General features: G+C 63.4%; 10 protein-coding genes, 1 tRNA gene and 1 pseudogene. 2 read left to right on the forward strand and 10 right to left on the reverse strand.

Translation table 11 applies throughout. From position 1 onward, the window contains the following. Positions 1-3: 3 nt before the first annotated feature. The 5 genes and pseudogenes from CXY74_RS12750 to polA all read right to left on the reverse strand — a co-directional run bounded on the left by CXY74_RS12750 (position 4) and on the right by polA (position 7375). Entirely contained in the window at positions 4-3213 is a 3210-nt protein-coding gene (locus tag CXY74_RS12750; RefSeq protein ID WP_233193378.1) for a VWA domain-containing protein, read from the reverse strand. A gap of 475 nt (positions 3214-3688) precedes the next feature. Beyond that, positions 3689-3853: pseudogene (locus CXY74_RS12755) on the reverse strand (IS1380 family transposase); the annotation flags it as partial. A gap of 47 nt (positions 3854-3900) precedes the next feature. After that, positions 3901-4296 carry a hypothetical protein gene (locus tag CXY74_RS18415; RefSeq protein WP_158252365.1) on the reverse strand — a complete coding sequence of 132 codons (396 nt, stop codon included), beginning with the start codon at positions 4294-4296 and terminating at the stop codon, positions 3901-3903. Beyond that, positions 4293-4661 carry a hypothetical protein gene (locus CXY74_RS12760; RefSeq protein ID WP_104200764.1) on the reverse strand — a complete coding sequence of 123 codons (369 nt, stop codon included), beginning with the start codon at positions 4659-4661 and terminating at the stop codon, positions 4293-4295. The genes CXY74_RS18415 and CXY74_RS12760 overlap by 4 nt, the downstream gene beginning before the upstream one ends. Before the next feature lie 35 nt (positions 4662-4696). After that, positions 4697-7375, reverse strand: coding sequence for a DNA polymerase I (polA, locus tag CXY74_RS12765; protein ID WP_104200765.1), 2679 nt, complete (start codon positions 7373-7375; stop codon positions 4697-4699). A 52-nt stretch (positions 7376-7427) separates the two neighbouring features. Between polA and CXY74_RS12770 the strand changes: the two genes are divergently transcribed. Next, on the forward strand, positions 7428-7853 hold the full coding sequence (locus tag CXY74_RS12770) for a hotdog fold thioesterase (protein ID WP_104198111.1): 426 nt from the start codon (positions 7428-7430) through the stop codon (positions 7851-7853). On the opposite strand, the gene CXY74_RS12775 is transcribed toward CXY74_RS12770, so the two are convergent. Both CXY74_RS12775 and CXY74_RS12780 read right to left on the reverse strand, forming a co-directional pair. Continuing rightward, entirely contained in the window at positions 7850-11353 is a 3504-nt protein-coding gene (locus CXY74_RS12775; protein WP_104200766.1) for a bifunctional RecB family nuclease/DEAD/DEAH box helicase, read from the reverse strand. The genes CXY74_RS12770 and CXY74_RS12775 overlap by 4 nt on opposite strands. Positions 11354-11484: 131 nt before the next feature. Further along, a complete protein-coding gene (locus tag CXY74_RS12780) occupies positions 11485-12090 on the reverse strand; it encodes an ANTAR domain-containing response regulator (RefSeq protein WP_035879545.1) in 606 nt (201 codons plus the stop codon). 38 nt (positions 12091-12128) lie between these two features. Here CXY74_RS12780 and CXY74_RS12785 point away from each other — a divergent pair. Then, positions 12129-12211: transfer RNA gene (locus CXY74_RS12785), tRNA-Leu, on the forward strand. A 218-nt stretch (positions 12212-12429) separates the two neighbouring features. Here the strand turns inward: CXY74_RS12785 and pyk are convergent. From pyk to gltB, 3 genes are all read right to left on the reverse strand, one after another. Then, on the reverse strand, positions 12430-13875 hold the full coding sequence (pyk, locus tag CXY74_RS12790) for a pyruvate kinase (protein ID WP_104200767.1): 1446 nt from the start codon (positions 13873-13875) through the stop codon (positions 12430-12432). 66 nt (positions 13876-13941) lie between these two features. Further along, complete coding sequence (locus CXY74_RS12795) at positions 13942-15399, reverse strand: glutamate synthase subunit beta (protein ID WP_104200768.1); 1458 nt, start codon at positions 15397-15399, stop codon at positions 13942-13944. Next, positions 15392-19969, reverse strand: coding sequence for a glutamate synthase large subunit (gene gltB, locus CXY74_RS12800; RefSeq protein WP_104200769.1), 4578 nt, complete (start codon positions 19967-19969; stop codon positions 15392-15394). Before gltB ends, CXY74_RS12795 begins: the two co-directional genes overlap by 8 nt. Positions 19970-19996: the final 27 nt, after the last annotated feature.

Genomic DNA, 19996 nt, shown 5'->3' on the forward strand with positions numbered 1-19996 from the left:
GAATCAGGCTACCCACAGGATGAACGGCAAGTTGAGTTCTCCTAGCAAATCCAAGAGACGCTGATCCGGTCCGATCGTGTTGTTAGCACTGGTGAAGAATTGCCAGGTAACTTTGCTGACCGGACTATTGATGTCTGCAACGATAGCCGCGTCTTTGGTGGCCTGAACCGGCGCTCGTCCAACTCCACTTGCGCGCTCGTGCTTGATCTCATCAGCGAAACCGAAGTTCGCTACATAGACGTCGTAGAACCGTTTGATTTTCCGGTCGTCGGCTTCGCTAAGGATTTGTGTCGGCAATGCGCCGGGCGTTTGGTCCCGCAAGAACTTCTCGGCATCTCGCTCCAAACGGAAGGTGCTCGGTGCTTTTCTGATGTCGCTTGCGGCCGAGACCATGTCGTCGAAGTGTTTCGCGCTGACCGCTCGGGTTGCCAGCCGGACAATAGCCGAATCGGGGATGTCGACGCCTGTCAGTCGATCGACCGCTCGCGGCGACACCTTCCGCAGCAAATCCATCTTGGCTGAGATGGGCGTGCCCACATCCTTCATTGCGGACCGAAGTGCAGCGCCCGAGGGGATTTCGTCGGCGGCCTTGATAAAGCTGTCGTATTTCTTGATGCCGGCTGCCGCATCACCGACGAACGGGATCAACGCGGCGGCGCTGAATGCCGCCGAGAGGAAATCGAGCTTCACTATTCCGGTTATGGAATCGCGGATGTCGCCGATTACGATGACACCGCTCGCTATGTTGCCGACGAGGAAAGCGATCGTTGTGGCGGTGCAGAAGGGGCCAATCTCGATGTCACCGCACAGAACGCCGCGCGTGAAATCACTGACATAGTCCAGCACGGTGATGGTCGGGTCGAAAAGAAGAGGATCAAATCCCTCGTTCTGGTGGGCAATCTCCCATGGGTCTGAGTAACCGTCGACGTCTGTATCATCTGCGAAGGCCTCGCTATTGTGCGCCTGAGTTTCCTCGGCGTCATTGAGCTTGTCGTTGTCCAGATCGGCTTTCCAAGCGGAGAGCCCTTCGGCGACCTCGTCGAGGTCCCCCAGCGAGTCTCCGTCAGTATCCTGCTTGGTGGGATCAGAGAAGGCCCCGTAATAGGTGCCTTTGCCGAACGCTCCGCCGCTGAGCAGCGTGCCGGCTTCCTCGCCGTCAGTGAGGCCATCAGCATCCGTGTCCGCGATGGCGGGGTCCGTCCGGAAGACCCGGCCACTACCATCACGCCAGCCATCAACCTCGGTCGTGTCCGCTAGGCCATCTGAATCGGCATCGGGTGCTCCGATGTCCCCACCGATAAGGTCGAAGGCCTCAGGCAGGTCGCTGGCGTTTTCAACCTGGTAAAGCTCACCGCCAGTTGCAGACGCGATCTGGCCCAGAAGCGCCGTGTTGGTTCCCGACCCCAAACCGACCGTGTATACGACAGTGCCGCTGCTTGCCGCCCACGCCGTGTACGTGGCAGAGTAACTGCCTTCGCCGTCGGTGAGGAAGACGATCACGCGTTCGTGGTCGGGGTTGCCTCGAATGTCCAGTTCGTTCAAGGCAGCGTTCATGCCGGCCGATAGATTTGTTCCGCCGCTGGAATCCACACGGTCGATCGCGGATTTGACGGCCGCGAAGTCGGTCGTGAGTGGTTGTCGCAGGATGGCGCGGCTGTCGAAGTCGACCACGGCTGCCTGGTCGCCGCCGATGAGTGCGTCGACGAACAGCTTGGCTGCCGTTTTCCGAACGCCGCGCGGGTCGTTTGAGGTCATGGACCCCGATGAGTCGAGGGTGAGAACAACGTCAATGTTGGTCAGGGCAGTGCCGTCGCGCGGCGTGGTTATTTCGTTTGCCCAGATCGCTTCGAAGTCGGAAACGTCTACGAGCACAAACGGTGAGAATGTTGACGTAGTGACGATCGCCACGCCAGTTCCGAAGTCGATCGATTGGTTGGCTGGCTTGTCGAAGGTCTGGGTAGTCTCATCGAAGTGGAGCACCGCAAGGTCAGCCTCGTCTCCCACCTTCGATTTATCGAACGGGATGCGCAGCGTGCCCGATTCCAATGGCAACGGGGCGTTGACTTCCACGGGTGGGGCACGTTGACCTGGTACGTCAAGTAGCCGGTCATCACGAGGAACAGCCAGGGTGACTGCGAGGAGAGCTTGTCCCAGGCCGTTCGCCTGAAATATCGCAGAGGAGTCAGGTACCGCGAACTCCTTGGTGAAGGAGTCGTCGCCGTCCAGAACGCCGTCTCCGTCACTGTCCGCGACGAGCAAGTCACTGCCAAGCTCGGTTTCGTCGGAGTCGGAGAGGCCATCGTCGTCGCTGTCAGGCGCCAGCGGATCGCTGCCAAGAGTGACCTCTCGACCGTCGGTGAGAGTGTCGCGATCTGTGTCCGGGTCCCCCGGCTTGGTGCCGCGTGCGATTTCGTCGGAGGTGGCGAGCTGATCGGCGTCAGGGTCGTCGTTCGGGTCCGCGATACCGTTGCCGTCAGTGTCTGCTTTTAGCGGATCGGTGACTGTCAACAACTCTGCCCCATCCGCAAGGCCGTCACCATCTGTGTCGGCAGCTAATGGGTCCGTATTCGCGCGGAGTTCGATTGCGTCGATTAGGCCGTCGGTGTCGGTATCGAACCACTCGCCTTCCGGGTCTGGTCCCGCCGGGTCCAGGGATCTGGAGCACGACGCGAACGTGTTTGCTCCGGTTCCTCCGTCGCACGTGTTCTTGCCGGACGCACCATCCAACGTGTCGTCACCCGGACCGCCATACAGCGCGTCGTCGCCACGACCGCTGGCGACCGTGTCGTTTCCAAACCCGCCGTAGGTTGTGTCCGCTCCGTCGCCGCCAGCAAGGTTGTCGGCGCCCGGACCACCGTCTATGACATCAGTTCCCGAGCCACCGACGACGCTGTCGCTGCCAGCACCACCCTGGAGAACATCCGAGTCGTTGCCGCCGTCGATGCTGTCATCGCCGTTCCCGCCATCAAGCCTGTCAGCGCCATTCCGGCCAGTGATGACGTCGTTGCCGTCCTGCCCGTAGAGGGAATCGTTCTCGTTCTCGCCGTCGATGAAGTCATCGCCATCGCCGCCGAAGACGATGTCGGCGCTGTTGCCGCCATAGAGCCGGTCATTTCCTGCGCCACCGTAAATGGTGTCTGCTCCGCCGCCGCCACAGATGACGTCGTCAGCTTCGGTACCCTGGAGAATGTCATCACGGTCTGTTCCCGTCACGGTGCATTCAGCCGCGAATGCCGGCTCAGCCATCCCTGGTATAGCCGTCAATATGACAGCCAGAGCCGCGGCCAGTGCGATGAGCCGTCTCCCGCGAGACCAGCGTCGACTTACTTGAAAACCAGTCATCATTCCCCCAAATATCCGTATCCGGGCTGAGCCTCTATTTTTCGGCTGCCCAAACGCTCATGACTTCTCACGAAGGCTATCCAGCGACGACGATCGTTGTAAGGCCTCGTTCAGGGGTAACGGTCTGATGATGAACGCCCGCCAACTCATTGACCAGGCCCCGGACCGAGCGCGATGCCGCACCGGCCACAGCGGTGCTCGCGGTAGTCGAGGCCCGGTAGCCGGACCGCCTCGGGACCCCTCCCCCGCGGAGGCTGGACTGCGCGGCCCGCCTGGGCATGAAAGTCACATCACGCTCATTTGGCCAGCCCGCAAGGAACTCCCGCTCACACGGGTCTTGCTGGACGCAGGCGCCGCGCCGGAGTCGTTGGCCGATGATGATCGGCGCCGACACGTCCGTTTTGACCGTCGCGAGGATCGCGTTCAGTCCGCGGACGCCGGAGTATCCGTAGCTGGAGCCTTGTTTCTGGTATCCGTGGACTTCGATGATGGTGTCGTCGACGTCAGGAAGATGTATCCGTCGGTGTCGTGCACGAGCAGCGATCGGTGGATTCAGGCTTAGCCAAGTGGTCGCCCGACTGGCAATGGTGAGTTGTCGCCCTCGTAACGCTCCCCCGCGTTGTGCCGGACTTCTCTGCGTTCTACTTCTGCTTGGATCGCTCGCTCGACGAAGTCGGACCAATTCTTGTCGCCTTCGAGGTGGCTCGTGGCTCGGTCGGTCGCCCGCGCCCGGTCTCTAGTCTGCGCCGACAAATACGTGGTCATCCTCGCGGTTGGTTCGGCCGCGGAAGCCGACTTCCGCGCCGGAGTCAAAGCTGACTTCATTGCCTTGGGCTGCTGAACGGGCTGTGGCGTGGGTTCGGGTCGGTTTCTCGCTTGGAGGCGACTCAAGTCAGGAGCTCCGGCGCGGTGGGCAAGTCCAGCGATCTGTCGGGTGGGGGTGTCGTCGCTCATGCGAGGGCCTCCTGCTTCTCGGCCGCGGTGATTCGGGCAACAACTTCTTGGGTGATGGCCTGCAGGTCGTCTGCGACTGAGGATGCCGTCCGTGGTGCGAGAGCTGGTGCCTGGGCGTCACCTCGGAGAATTTCGAACCACTTGGGGCCTTTTCGGACCTGCGCGTCGAGTTCGTGGACGAGGAGTCCTCGTTCTCTTGTTGCCTGTGCTGTTGCTTCGCTATGGCGGACGGTGGCAGTGAAGACCACATTGTCGTCGGCGTTGAAGAGTTCCGCGATGTGCTCCCGCGCTTCGCGCTGGACGACGTGCGCTGATGTGCCCACGTCAACGAGAACGACACCCAGAAGGTCGAGGGTCGGGTTCACTCCGAGGACGGCGTCGAGGCGTGCTGCGACGGAACCTAGTGGGCGGCTGCGTCCCAGTTGGGTCCGCGACCGACCTGCACCGTCAGCGGAACGAGCAGGTCGGCGGCGGACTCCATGTTGTGGGTGACGACCTGGCGCAGGGCGTCCCACTCCCCCGGTGCGACGTCGAAAATCAACTCGTCATGAACCTGGAGCAGCATGCTGGACTCCATCGAGGCATCCGCCAGGTCGGCGGCGATACCGTTCATGGCGATCTTCATGATGTCGGCCGCCGAACCTTGGATCGGAGCGTTGAGGGCCGCGCGTTCGGCGTTGTCGCGCAGCACTCGTTTGGGGCTGGCCAGATCAGGGAACGGCCGGCGCCGCCCGTAGATGGTCTCGGTGTACCCGTCGACCTTGGCCTGCTCAACGACGTTGCGCAGGTAGTCGCGCACAGCGCCGAACCGGTCGAAGTAGTCGGTCATGAGCTGCTTGGCTTCTTTGGTGTCGATGCGCAGCTGCTTGGACAAACCGAATGCGCTGAGGCCGTAGGCGAGCCCGTAGCTCATCGCCTTGACCTTGGTGCGCATCTCACCGGATACGTCAGCGGGGTCGACACCGAAAATACGCGAACCGACGAAACGGTGCAAGTCCTCGCCGGCATTGAAGGCTTCGATCAGCCCCGCGTCCTCGGAAAGATGCGCCATGATGCGCATCTCGATCTGTGAATAGTCTGCAGTGAGCAGGCTCTCGCTACCCGCACCGGCTTGGAAAGCGGCACGGATGCGCCGACCCTCCTCGGTGCGAACGGGGATGTTCTGCAGGTTCGGATCGTTCGAGGAGATGCGGCCGGTCGTGGTACCGATCTGCACATACGTAGTGTGGATGCGCCCGGTGGTGTCGATGGCTTTATCGAGGGTCTCAACGATTTGGCGCAGCTTGGTGGCATCACGGTGCTTCAGCAGCAGGTCGAGGAACGGATGCGGGTTGCTCGCCTGCAGGTCGGCCAGGGCGCCGGCATCCGTTGAAAAACCGGTCTTGTTGGCCCGGGTCTTGGGCATCTCCAGCTGCTCGAACAATACGTCTTGTAGTTGCTTGGGTGAGCCGAGGTTGACCTCACGGCCGATTTCGGCGTAGGCCGCCGCCGCGAGACTCGCGGTGCTGGCGCCGAGCTCAGCTGAAAGTTCGGCGAGTTGCTCGTGCGAGACGCTGACGCCGGCGAGCTCCATGTCGGCAAGAGCCAGCAGGGTGGGCAGTTCGATCTCCAGCAGCAGCTTGAGTGAGCCGGGGTCGAGCGCGGTCTCGACGGCGGCGAACACCCGCAGGGTGTACCAGGCCTGGGCGGGGGCGCCGGCCTGCTGGGTCTCGTCGGGCACGAGCTGGTTGGGGTCGGCCACCGGCAGTGCTTCGTCGAGGTACCGTGACACGAGGTCGGCCAGGGTCTTGTCCGGTCCGCCGGGGCGGACGAGCCAGGCGCCGACGAGCGTGTCGAAGGCGAGGCCGGCGATGGGCAGACCGCTGCGGCGCAGCGCCTTCACCTGGTGTTTGGCGTCGTTCATGATCTTCAGGGCGTCGCTCGCGAGCCAGGCTTCGAACGGGGCGTAATCTTTGCGCCCCTGCTGCCACGGCAGGTTGATGGTTTCGGTCGGGCTGGCCAGTCCGAACCCGATGGCCTTGCCGTCTTGCACTTCCACCGTGAGGCCGAGTCCGGCCGGGTGCGCCGACGTTGCCCGGTCGAGCCAGGACTGCAGCTCTTCGTCGAGCAGGTCTTGCGCGATGGGCGACTGCACGACTGGAACCTCGTCGATAGCGGCAACGAGAGCGGATGCTGCGGCCGCCGGGTCTTCGCCGGCGAGCTTGAGCACCCGGTCGAGCAAGGTCTTGAATTCGAGGCGGGTGAAGATGTCACGCACAGCGTCGGTGTTCATGGCCCCGCGTTCGAGGCCGGCAACGGCCACGGGCAGCTCCAGGTCGGTGACCAGACGGTTGAGACGGCGGTTGCGAATCGCGTTCTCTCGCTGCTCGCGCAGATTGTTGCCGACGACGCCCTTGATCTCGTCGGCGTGTTCAAGGATGCCATCGAGGCTGCCGTAGAGGCCGAGCCACTTGACGGCGGTCTTCTCACCGACCTTGCTGATGCCGATCAGGTTGTCACTGGTTTCACCGACGAGGGCGGCGACGTCGGGATACTGCTCCGGTTCGACGCCGTAGCGCTCGCGCACCCGGGCCGGGTCGTAGCGAGTGAGGGCGGACACGCCCTGGCTGGATGGGTAGAGCAGGGTGACGGTCTCGTTGACGAGCTGGATCGCATCCCGGTCGCCAGAGACGACGAGTACGTTGTAGCCGGCCACGGTGCCTTGCACCGAGAGGGTCGCCAGAATATCGTCGGCCTCGAAGTCTTCCTTGGTGATGGTCGCGATGTTCATCGCGGCGAGGGCTTCTTGCAGCAGTGGAATCTGGCCGAGGAATTCCGGCGGTGTCGCATTGCGCGTGCCTTTGTACTCCGGGTATTCCCTGGTACGAAAGGATGCGCGCGAAATGTCGAAGGCGACGGCGAGGTGGGTCGGCTTCTCGTTGCGCAGCAGGCTGAGCAGCATCGACAGAAAGCCGTGGATGGCGTTTGTATGCTGACCGGCATGGGTCTGGAAGCTGTCCACCGGCAAGGCGTAGAACGCCCTGAATGCCAGGGAGTGGCCGTCGATGATCATCAGGGTAGGCTTTTCGGAGTCCAACACTCCCCTAGCCTACAAGTGTCTCCCCGGCAAGGCTCCCCGACCAAAGGTGATCATGTTCAATACGACTGACGACGCACTCGCCTGGGTTCAGCAGCGTGGCTGCGGAGATCTCGCCGACAAGATGGGGCTGGAGTTCACCGAGTTCACCATTGACCGGGCCGTGGCACGGATGCCCGTGGCCGGCAACACGCAGCCGGCCATGCTCATGCACGGCGGCGCCTATGTCGTGCTTGGTGAGTCGCTCGGCTCGATGGCCGCGAATCTGCATGCCGGACCGGGAAAACTCGCCGTCGGTATCGAAATCAACGCCTCGCACAATCGCTCGGCAACGTCCGGCTACGTCACGGGGGTGTGTACCCCGATTCATCTTGGCCGCACGCTCACCACCCACGAGATCGTCGTCACCGATGATGCCGGTCGGCGCTGCTCGACGATTCGCATCACGAACATCATCAAAGACCTGCCGCCGCAAGCCTAGATCTCGGCCGGGTCTGGCTCCACCAGGCTGATGAACGCGCTGAGTTCGGCCAGGCCGGCGGGCGTTACCGGCAGGTATGCGGTCAGGGCAGGTGAGTAGATCAGGTACGCGGCCCATTTGGCTCGCGAGACGGCGACGTTCAGGCGGTTCTTCATAATAAGGAACGCCAGGCCGCGCGGTACGTCGTCGGCCGAGCTGGCGGCGAGCGTGACGATCGCGACGGCCGCTTCCTGACCCTGGAATTTATCGACCGTGCCCACTCTCACGTTGGAGTAGCCGGCAGCAGCCAGTGCCGCGTGTACGAGGGCCAGCTGGGCGTTGTAGGGGGTCACGACGATCACGTCGGCTTCGCTGAGTGGATTCTCGCTGCGGCGGTCGGTCGGGTCGGTCCAGAGCCGGCCGAGGACGTTACGCACGAGTGCCACGACGGCTTCCGCTTCTTCAGCCGATGAAATGGCATTGCCGGTGTGCATCACCGGAACAGCGTGCAGCCCAGGCGTGACACCGTCGAGGAACCGGGTCGAGGTGATCGGATTGGCGCGCAGGCGTCCGCCGTAGGAAAGGCGGGAGACTGGGGCTGTCACCGCCGGATGCATGCGGCGACTTTCGGCCAGAAAATAGCCGCGCGTGCCTGACAGCACGTCATGGCCGGCCGCGACCCAGCCGAGCGCTGACTGGTCGATCGGCTCGGGGTGCATGCCCTGGCTCACCTGCGGCAGTTGCTGCGGGTCACCCAGCAATAACAGGTTCTTCGCGCCGACGCTCGCCGCGATGGTCGAGGCGAGCGAAAACTGCCCCGCCTCGTCGACGACGAGCAGGTCAAGGCTGTGCCGCGGCACACGGGCAGGATTGCTGAAGTCCCAGGCAGTGCCGCCGATGACGAATCCGGAGTTGGCGTGGTCGAGTGCAAAGAGCAGCTGGCCGTCTTTGGGCAGCACCGTGTACGCATCCTGTGCCGGGTCAGCCCCGGTTTTGGCCACCTTTCCGACCAGTGCAGGATCGAGCCCGGCCGTGACGATGGCGCCGAGCAGATTCTCAACGACGGCGTGGGATTGGGCGACGACGCCAATCTTCCAGCCGTGCTGCTGCACGAGCGCCGTGATGGCGTGGGCGCCGAGGTAGGTTTTGCCGGTGCCGGGTGGCCCCTGGATCGCAAGATATGACCTGTCGAGGTCACGCAGACTTGTCAGGACAGCGCCGATGGTCTCTCCATCGACCGTGACGGCCGCCAGGTGTCCCGTATGGGTGCGCGGCGGGGTGCGGCGCAAAATATCGACCATGGGGTCGCTCGGCCAGTCCGGCTGGGCGTCAACGATCGCTTGAGCCCACTCATCGATCGCGGGCTTCTGTTGCAACGGTCGGGGCGGTGCGGCTGGTGCGAGTGCGCTCGGTCGGTGGTCGTAGCGGGCCACACCTTTCAGCAGGGTCTCTTCGACCAGGATTGCGCCGTCGTCGTCGACCGCGAGCACTTTTACGGCGCGGTGGGTGCGAGCACCCTCCGATGTGTCGGGGTTGGCGAAAGGCCCGGGGTGTTCGTAGAGCAGGTATGGCCCGGCCTGATCGCCCGGTTTGATGCTGCTGCCCGGTGCCAGACGCCCCCGAAGCCATAGGTGGCGACGATCGACGCGCTGCTGGCCCTCGCGAAACCAGTCACGGTCCACGTCGACGCGGTCGACTATGAGCACGTCGCGGGTGTCTTGCCATTCGTCGATGGGGTATTCGAGCCGAGAATAGTGTCCCCACCAGAAACTCTTCTGTTCCCGGCGGTGGTAGTCGATCGCGGCGGCGGCGAAGGCAGCCGCTGCCTGGTCTGCGGTGCGCGACGTGCGGCCAGCCGTGGCCGCGATGGCGAGCAGGGCGTCGCGCACCGGCGACGGCTCGAGCGTGTCGGTATCCGCTTCGGGCTGCGTGCCGACTGAGCGGATGCCCGCCCTGCGCGCGAGCGCGAGCAGCCAGTCACGCAGCCGCAACGTTGACACACAGTCGTAGCGGTTGTAGTCGGCAATGGATTCCAGCATGCGCTGCGCTTCGGCCGTGTCGCCGTGCGCGTGCAGGTCTCGAGCGCCGGCATATTCGGTGATGGAATCCGCTGCGTTAGTGACCTCGCCGCCGCGCAGTTCGGAGCCCATGTAGAGCGGCTCGAGCTTCTTGATCGAGTAAGAGCGGGACCCGACACGCATGCTCTTGCGCACGAGCGGATAGAGGTCAACCAGCACGTTCTCACGCAGCAGCGAGTCGACCTGATCTTCGCCGACGCCGTGCCGGGCAGCGAGGCTGAGCAGGTGAGTGCGCTCGTACGCGGCGTAATGGTAAACGTGCATGCCCGGATATCGAGCGCGACGCTCGACCAGGTACGCCAGAAAGTCCGTGAGTGCCTGCTTCTCTTCGGCCCAGGTGTGCGCCCAGAAGGCGCGAAAAGATTCATCGACGTCGACCAGACCGAACAGGTAGTCGAGGCCCCACCGCGTGGTCGCAGCCTCGGTCGCAGTGTCGTCTGTGTACAGCGGGTCACCCTCGAAGTCGAAGAAGATATCGCCGGGATTTGGCTCGGGCAGCACTGCCAACGCCCCCGGATTGCACAGATCTACCGGCGGCGCTGTCCCCGCGACCGCCTGAAGCTGCAGCCGCGCCTGTGTGCGCAGAGCGGCGAGCGTGGAATCGGCTATGCCGTCGATGGCGCCACCGGATGCAGCGAGTTCATCGATGGTGCAGAGGCCGGCGGCCGCCAGCCGGGCGCGCTGAGTGAGCCGCAGACCGGCTACGAGGAGCAGGTCGCGGTGCGTCTGCGCCTCCAGCTCACAAGTGACGCAGCGCCCACAGACGGTGTAGCGCGGGTCACCCCACTTGACGAAGGCGCTGTCGCCGAGTCGTTCCGTGATGATCTGTACAAGACGCTGTTTGCGCTTGCGGTACACCGGGCGAATATCTGCCAGCTGGTGCACGCTGACGGAGCCATCGCCGAGCAACAGCTCCACGGTCTCAGCCGGGTCGACCCCAATACGTTCGAGTTGTTCGGCGTACGCGGCCAATTGCAGCAGGGCGCTAACCCGGGCGTGCCGGGCAAGTTTCGTGTCTTGCACCAGCCAGGTGCGATCACTCTGCCGCACGATGAAGTCGGCGAATCCGAGGAAGACGATGGGGGCAGCTATGTTGGGCGGGCCATAATCGGAATCGAAGAAGGTGGCCTGAAAAATAACGCCGGCGTGCTCCGTGAAGGCCAGCCGCGTGTGCTCGGCTGCTAGCTCGAGGGCGGGGCGCGATATCCGCTCTGGCCGGGCGATCTCCACGACCGAATAGTCCTGCCGATAGCGTTCGAGCACCCGATGTTCGTGCTCGTCGCCGAGACGGGACGTGCGTTTGTGCATAGCGTCGACCGGTTCAGGAACCCCGTCAATGCGGCCGAGTTTCGCGTCGATACGGCGCAGAAACGCAAACTCGCAAACGGATGCGGCGCTCAGGTCACTGGCACTGGTCACTATCTCGCCATCCAGTAGGAACATCCGCCCGCCCTTCGTCAATTTCGAGCGTAGCGGGCACCACTGACACACAATCCACCACGTCCTGGCCCGGACCGCTAGACAGTAAAACGGCCCGGCAGAATCTGCCGGGCCGTTCTACTTTTAAGCTGCGACTACTTCTTGGCGCTGAGCTGTTCGATGATCGCCTGCGACACGTCGTGCATGGTGAGGCGCCGGTCCATTGAGGCTTTCTGGATCCAGCGGAAGGCTTCCGGCTCGGTCAGGCCCATTTTCTCGTTGAGCAGGCCCTTGGCCCGGTCGACGAGCTTACGGGTCTCGAACCGCTCGACCAGGTCGGCGACCTCGGCCTCGAGGGTGATGATCTGGCTGTAGCGCGAGAGGGCGATCTCGATTGCAGGCAGCAGGTCGTTCGGGGTGAAGGGCTTGACAACGTAAGCGAGGGCGCCGGCTTCGGTGGCGCGTTCGACCAGTTCTTTCTGACTGAACGCTGTCAGCAGTACGACCGGTGCAATGTGCTCCTTAGATAGGCGTTCAGCTGCGCTGATGCCATCCAGTTGGGGCATCTTGACGTCCATGATGACCAGGTCAGGGCGGAGTTCCCGTGCCAAGGCGACCGCAGTTTCTCCGTCACCGGCTTCGCCGACGACTTCAAAGCCGTTGTCGCGCAGAATCTCGACGATGTCGAGGCGGATGAGGGATTCATCCTCAGCGACGACAACGCGGCGCGGAGGGGTTGGGGTGCTGTCTTGGTCGGTCACGTGCAAAAGCCTACGGTATTCTGAACGAGTAGTTGTAAGCCGGTGTGGCGGAATGGCAGACGCGGAGCACTCAAAATGCTTTGTTCGCAAGGACGTGTGGGTTCGAGTCCCACCACCGGTACAATTTTTTACCAGTAAATGACCAGGTCACATGCTTTTTCTGGTGCTGCTTGGCCTCACCTGTACGGATGTGCGGGTAGGGTTCTCCCACGGTCACCGAGGTGCACCAGTTCGTGTCGCCGAAAGCGAGCGCGTTGGCGGTGCCATAAATGAGTCGTCGATATCGACCAACAGCCTCGCTCCGTAAAAATCACGAAGCGAGGCTGTTCGCTCTACACGCTATTTCTTGACGTACGCCGGCGCGACCTCGTTATGAGCGTCGCCCACGCAGTGCACGCGAATGTCATTGGTCGAACCGACGATTCCGGGAGGAGAACCAGAGATGACGACGACCTTGTCACCGATTTGAGCGAGGCCCTGACCGATGAGGATGTCATCCACCTGACCGAACATTGCGTCGGTGTGCGTGACCGGGTCCACCAGATAGGTCTGGATGCCCCAGGTGAGGGCCAGACGACGACGGATGCCCGCCTCCGGGGTGAAGGCCAGCATCGGGATTTTCGACCGCAGACGCGACATGCGTCGGGCAGAGTCTCCCGACTCGGTGAAAATGCAGAGGAACTTTGCGTCGACGAACTCGGCGACCTCGATGGCGGCCAGGGTGATGGCACCGCCCTGCGTGCGCGGCTTATTAGTCAGCTTGCCGATGCGCTCGAGTCCGTGCACCTCGGTGGACTCCACTATGCGGGCCATGGTCTGTACCGTGACAACGGGGTATTCTCCGACGCTGGTCTCACCGCTGAGCATGACGGCATCCGCGCCGTCGAGCACGGCGTTGGCGACGTCGCTGGTCTCCGCCCGGGTGGGCACCGGACTCAAAATCATGGATTCGAGCATCTGAGTCGCCACGATAACCGGCTTGGCCATGCGGCGAGCGATTTCAACGGCCTGCTTTTGCACAATCGGCACGGCCTCCAGCGGAAGCTCGACGCCAAGGTCGCCTCGGGCGACCATGATCGCGTCGAAGGCATGAACAATCTCTTCGAGGTTGTCGACGGCCTGCGGCTTCTCGATCTTGGCGATCACCGGAACGCGGCGACCTTCTTCCGCCATGATCTCGTGTACGCGGGTGATGTCATCGGCGCTGCGCACGAACGACAACGCGATGAGGTCGGCTCCGAGACGCAGGCCCCAGCGCAGGTCTGCTTCGTCCTTCTCCGACAAGGCGGGAACGTTGACGGCGACGCCGGGCAGATTGATTCCCTTGTTATTGGAGACCGGGCCGGCGACGATCACCCTGGTCGTGACGACGACGCCATCCGTTTCAACGACCTGCACCTTGACCTTGCCATCGTCGATAAGCAGAAAATCGCCGGGGTTCACGTCGTGCGGCAGTCCTTTGAAGGTCGTGCCGGAGAGTTCTTTAGTGCCGAGTACGTCTTCGGTGGTGATCTTGAAGATGTCGCCGACGGCAAGGTCGTACGGCCCGCCTTCGAATTTGCCCAGACGAATCTTCGGACCCTGCAGGTCAACCATGACGGCAATGGCACGACCGGAATCGTTGGCGGCCTTGCGCACATTGGCATAGACGCTCTCGTGCACCTGGTAGTTGCCGTGGCTCAGGTTCATTCGACATACGTCGACGCCCGCATCGATGAGGGCCCTGATCTGCTCGTAACTGGCCGCTGCTGGCCCAAGGGTGGCGACGATTTTTGCGCGTCTCATTCTGGTGAATCTCCGATTTCCGCGCTCTTCAGGCGCATGTGAACGTAGTACAGGAAGGCTGGTGAACTAGAGGGAAAACGAGCGATCCGTGGGCTTGACGGGAGACGGCAGTTGCGTCTGCCCTTCCAGAAACTCATCGACCGCAGCGGCGGCGGCGCGACCCTCAGCAATGGCCCAGACGATCAGCGACTGGCCACGACCGGCGTCACCGGCGACGAAGACACCCTCCTGGCTGGTCTGGTAGTTGCCGTCACGCTCAACGTTGCCGTGCCCGTCGAAAGGAACCTTCAGCTGGTGGCTGAGGTCGCCTTGTTCCGGACCGGTGAATCCCATGGCGAGCAACACCAGGTCGGCCGGAATCTCCCGTTCCGAACCGGCCTTGGGAACGCGGCGTCCGTCAAGGTACTCGGTCTCGGCGATGCGAATGGCGCGCACCTCGCCGAAGTCGTTGGTCAGAAATTCGACCGTTGACGCAAGGTACTGGCGGGTGCCGCCCTCTTCGTGAGCGCTGGACACCTCGAACAGGGTCGGCGATATCGGCCAAGGCTGGCTTTCCGGGCGGGTAGTGCCCGGCTGCTTGCCGATCGCCAGGTTGGTAACGGATGCTGCCAGCTGGCGATGCGCGGTGCCGATGCAGTCGGCACCGGTGTCACCACCGCCGAGTACGACGACGTGCTTACCCTCGGCGGTGATCACCGCTTCGATGCTTCCACCGGCGCCGATCTTGTTCTGCTGAACGAGGAATTCCATGGCGAAGTGCACTCCGGGCAGATCGCGCCCCGGAATGGGCAGGTCGCGGGGAACCATCGCGCCGGTCGCTACCACGACAGCGTCGTAGCGGGCACGCAGGTCGTCCCAGGTGATGTCCACACCGATGTTGACGTTCGCGCGAAACCGCGTGCCCTCCGCTGTCATCTGGGCGAGGCGCAGTTCGAGGTGCTTCTTCTCCATTTTGAAGTCCGGAATGCCGTAGCGCAGCAGCCCGCCAATGCGATCATCGCGTTCGAACACGGCGACGGTGTGACCGGCGCGGGTGAGTTGCTGGGCTGCGGCCAGCCCGGCCGGGCCGGAGCCGACGACCGCGACGGTCTTACCGGTCAGGCGACCGGGCGGCTGCGGCTGTACCCAGCCCTTCGCGAAGGCCTGGTCGATAATCGACACCTCGACCTGCTTGATGGTCACGGCCGGCTGGTTGATACCGAGCACACATGACGATTCACACGGCGCCGGGCAGAGTCGACCGGTGAATTCGGGGAAGTTGTTCGTCGCGTGCAGGCGTTCGATGGCCGCTCGACCCTCGTCGCGCCAGACCAGGTCGTTCCACTCGGGAATGAGGTTGCCGAGCGGGCAACCCTGGTGGCAGAACGGCACCCCGCAGTCCATGCAGCGGCCAGCCTGCCGTTTGAGCACGGCACTATCACCCTGCTCGTAGACCTCTTTCCAGTCCATCAAGCGGATGGCCACCGGCCGACGAGCCGGCAGCTCACGTTCCGTGGTCTTCAGGAATCCCTTCGGATCAGCCATTGGTTACCTCCAGAATTCGATTCCAGACAACGAGTCCGTCGGGATCGAGTCCCTCGTCGAGGGCCGTTTGTCTGGTCTCCAGTACGGCCGCGTAATCGCGCGGCAGCACCTTGACAAATGTGTCCATGGTTTCTTCCAGGTTATCGAGCATTCGCTTGGCCAGCGCGGAATCGGTTTGGTCCCGATGCTGTTCGAGCAGGTCGCGCACGATCTCACGGTCGACACTTTCCAGTGCCAGCAGGCGCAACTCCCCCGAGGTCAACGCATCACGGTTGACCCGTTCGGCGGTGAGCCCGTAGACGTAGGCCGTGCCGCCGCTCATCCCGGCTCCGAGGTTGCGTCCGGTCTCGCCAAGGATAACCGCGAGGCCCCCGGTCATGTATTCCAGGGCGTGGTCGCCCACACCCTCCACGACGGCGATCGCGCCGGAGTTACGCACCAGGAATCGTTCGCCGACGATGCCGCGAATGAACATACTGCCCTGGGTAGCCCCGTAACCGATGACGTTCCCGGCGATGACGTTGTCTTCAGCGGGAAATTGGCTGGCCCGGTCGGGGCGCACGACGATCTGCCCGCCCGACAGGCCCTTGCCGACATAGTCGTTGGAATCGCCCTCGAGCCGCAGGGTGATGCCGCTCGGCAGGAACGCTCCGAATGATTGTCCAGCGGACCCGGTGAGGGTGACCTCGATGGACCCGGCCGGCAGGCCGTTTTCGCCATGCCGCAGGGTGACCTGGTTGCCGAGCATGGTTCCGACGGCGCGCTCGGTGTTGCGGATCGGCAGGTCGATGCTGATCGTGCCGCCGTGCTCGAGCACGTTCTGGCTCCGGCGAATCAGTTCGTTGTCGAAGTGCTTGTCGAGTTCGTGCTCCTGGGAGCGGGCCCACTTGCGCGGTTCGCTCTCGGAAAAGTCCGGGCCGCTCAGAATGGGTGAAAGGTCAAGCCCCTGCGCCTTCCAATGGGTCAGGGCACGGTTGACGTTCAGCACCTCACGGTGACCGATAGCTTCGTCCAGACTGCGGAACCCCAGCTCGGCGAGGTACTCACGAACCTCCTGGGCGATGAACTCGAAGAAGTTCACGACGTGGTCAGCCTGACCGTTGAAGCGTTTGCGCAACTCCGGGTTCTGCGTGGCGACGCCGACCGGGCAGGTGTCGAGGTGACAGACGCGCATCATGATGCAGCCCGAGACGACGAGCGGCGCGGTGGCGAAACCAAATTCCTCGGCGCCGAGCAGGGCACCGACGAGCACGTCACGCCCGGTCTTCAGCTGGCCGTCTACCTGCACGACCACGCGGTCACGCATACCGTTGAGCATGAGCGTCTGCTGGGTCTCGGCGAGGCCGAGTTCCCACGGCGTACCGGCGTGCTTGAGCGAGTTGACCGGGCTGGCGCCTGTTCCGCCGTCGTGCCCGCTGATCAGGATCACGTCGGAGAGGGCCTTGGCGACGCCGGCCGCGACGGCGCCGATACCGGACTGGCTGACCAGTTTGGTGTGGATGCGGGCCTTCGGGTTGGCCCGTTTCAGGTCGAAGATGAGCTGCTTGAGGTCTTCGATCGAGTAGATATCGTGGTGCGGTGGTGGCGAGATGAGGCCGACGCCGGCCGTGGCGTGCCGGGTGCGGGCGATCCACGGGTACACCTTGGTGGGAGGCAGCTGACCGCCCTCGCCGGGCTTGGCACCCTGGGCAAGTTTGATCTGGATGTCATCGGCGTGGGTCAGGTACATGCTCGTCACGCCGAATCGGCCCGACGCAACCTGCTTCACCGCGCTACGCCGGGTCGGGTCGAGTAGACGGTCGAGGTCTTCGCCGCCTTCGCCGGTGTTGGACTTACCGCCCAGGCGGTTCATTGCAATCGCAAGGGTCTCGTGCGCTTCCTGCGAAATGGAGCCGTAGCTCATCGCGCCTGTGGAGAACCGTTTGACGATCTGGGAGACCGATTCGACCTCGTCGAGGGGTACCGGGGGGCGTTGGCCGGGGCTGAGCGTGAACATGCCCCGCAGCGTCATCAGGGATTCGGCCTGATCGTCGACCATCTTCGTGTATTCGCGGAAGATGTCGTAGCGCCGGGTTCGGGTGGCGTGCTGCAGACGGAAAATGGTCTCCGGGTTGAACAGGTGCGGGGCGCCGTCCCGACGCCACTGGTATTCGCCACCGGTCGCGAGGCGTTCGTGGGCGGTCACGGCGGCATCCATCGGATAAGCGGATGCGTGCCGCGCCAGGTTTTCGACACCGATCACGTCGATGTCGACGCCGCCGAGCTTGCTCGTCGTTCCGGTGAAGTACTGGTCGACGAACGACTGGGCGAGGCCAACGGCTTCAAAGGTTTGCGCGCCGGCGTACGACGACACGGTGGAGATGCCCATCTTGGACATGATTTTGAGCACGCCCTTACCGAGGGCTTTGATGACGTTGCGCACCGCCTTTTCGGGCGTGACGTTGGTGATGATTCCGCTGCGCACGAGGTCTTCGCAGGTTTCCATTGCCAAGTACGGGTTTACGGCGGACGCGCCGTAGCCGATCAGCAGCGCCACGTGGTGCACCTCGCGCACGTCGCCGGCCTCGACGACGATGCCGACCTTCATACGGTGTTCGGTGCGAATCAGGTGGTGATGCACGGCCGCGATCATGAGCAGCGATGGAATGGGTGCGAGGTCTTTGTTGGAGTCGCGGTCACTCAGCACGATGAACAGCGCGCCGGCCTCTATGGCCTCGTCAACCTCAACGCAGATGGCAGCGAGGCGCTGTGACAGCGCTTCGGTGCCTTCTTCGACGCGGTAGAGGCCACGAATGGTCGTGGTGGTGCGGCTGCCGACGACAGGGTCGATGTGCTGGATCTTCGCCAGTTCGTCGTTATCGATGACCGGGAAATCCAAAATGACCTGGCGGGCGTGCTCCGGACCCGCGGAGAGCAGGTTGCGTTCCGGCCCGAGAGCGAGCTTGAGGCTCGTGACGACTTCTTCGCGAATCGAGTCGAGCGGAGGGTTGGTGACCTGCGCGAACTGCTGGGTGAAGTAATCGAACATGAGACGTGGGCGGTCGCTGAGCACGGCGATGGGGGTGTCGCTACCCATGGCGCCCAGCGGTTCGGCGCCGGTTCTGGCCATCGGGGCGAGCAGAATCCGCACCTCTTCTTCGGTGTAGCCGAAGGTGCGCTGACGACGCACTACAGATGCCGGCGGGTGCACGATGTGTTCTCGCTCCGGGAGGTCCTTGAGGTTGATGCGCCCCTTCTCGAGCCAGTCTCCCCACGGTTCGCTCGCGGACAGTTCTGCTTTGATCTCCCGGTCGTCGATGATGCGGCCGGCTTTGGTGTCGACCAGGAACATCTGGCCGGGGCGCAAGCGGCCCTTACGCACGACGCGGGCCGGATCGATGCCGAGCACGCCGATTTCGCTCGCGAGCACGACGAGGCCGTCGTCGGTGACGAGGTAGCGTCCGGGGCGCAAGCCGTTGCGGTCGAGCGTTGCTCCCACCAGGGAACCATCGGTGAAAACGATCGCGGCTGGGCCGTCCCACGGCTCCATGAGCATGGAATGGTATTCGTAGAAGTCACGACGTTCGTCGTCGAGGTCGGTCTGGTTCTCCCACGCCTCCGGCACCATCATCATGATGGCGTGTGGCAGCGACCGACCGGACAGGCTGAGCAGCTCGACGACCTCATCGAAGGAGGCCGAGTCGCTCGCGCCCGGGGTGACGATCGGCAGCAGTGGTGCGACGTCGCCGAGCAGCTCGGATTCGAGTTGGGACTGGCGCGCACGCATCCAGTTACGGTTGCCCTGCACCGTGTTGATCTCGCCGTTGTGGGCGATCATGCGGAACGGCTGGGCCAGGGGCCAGGACGGGAACGTGTTTGTGGAATAGCGGGAGTGCACGAGGGCGAGTGTCGAGACGAAGCGTTCGTCGGACAGGTCGGGGTAGAACGGTTCGAGCTGCAGGGTCGTGACCATGCCCTTGTAGACCAGGGTGCGACTGGACAGCGAGACAAAGTAGATCTCAAGTTCGCGTTCGGCACGCTTCCGCAGCCGAAACGCCTGCCGATCCAGCGCGATATCCGCAAACGGGTCGCCGGATTCGGTGGTGCGGGTGCTCTGCACGAACAGCTGCTGGATGGCGGGCATATTGGCGCGGGCCTGGATGCCGAGGTCTTCCGGGTGCACCGGAACCTCGCGCCAGCCGAGGATGGTGAGGCTTTCCTCCTCAGCAATCGAGCTGATCGCGCGCTTGATCCTGGTGCGCGCGGTCGGGTCGGTCGGTAGGAACACGTTGCCAACGGCGTACTGACCCATCGGGGGAAGCGCGAAATCCGTGACGGCGCGCAGGAACGCATCCGGTACCTGCGTGATGATGCCGGCGCCGTCACCGGTTCCGGCGTCGGAGCCGACCGCCCCGCGGTGCTCGAGGTTGCGCAGGGCATCGAGGGCCTGCGTGATGATGTCGTGTCCGGCGGTTCCCCGCAGGGTCGCCACCATGGCCAGGCCACACGCGTCGCGCTCGGCCGACGGGTCGTACAGACCGGATGCTTCGGGCATGCTGCTGAAGCGGGAGTAGAAAGGTTTCTGCGCCATGGAGACCGTCCTCACGAAATGATTGGC

It is taken from the genome of Cryobacterium sp. Y29, from assembly GCF_002929825.1.
In the GTDB taxonomy this organism is placed as follows: Bacteria; Actinomycetota; Actinomycetes; order Actinomycetales; family Microbacteriaceae; genus Cryobacterium.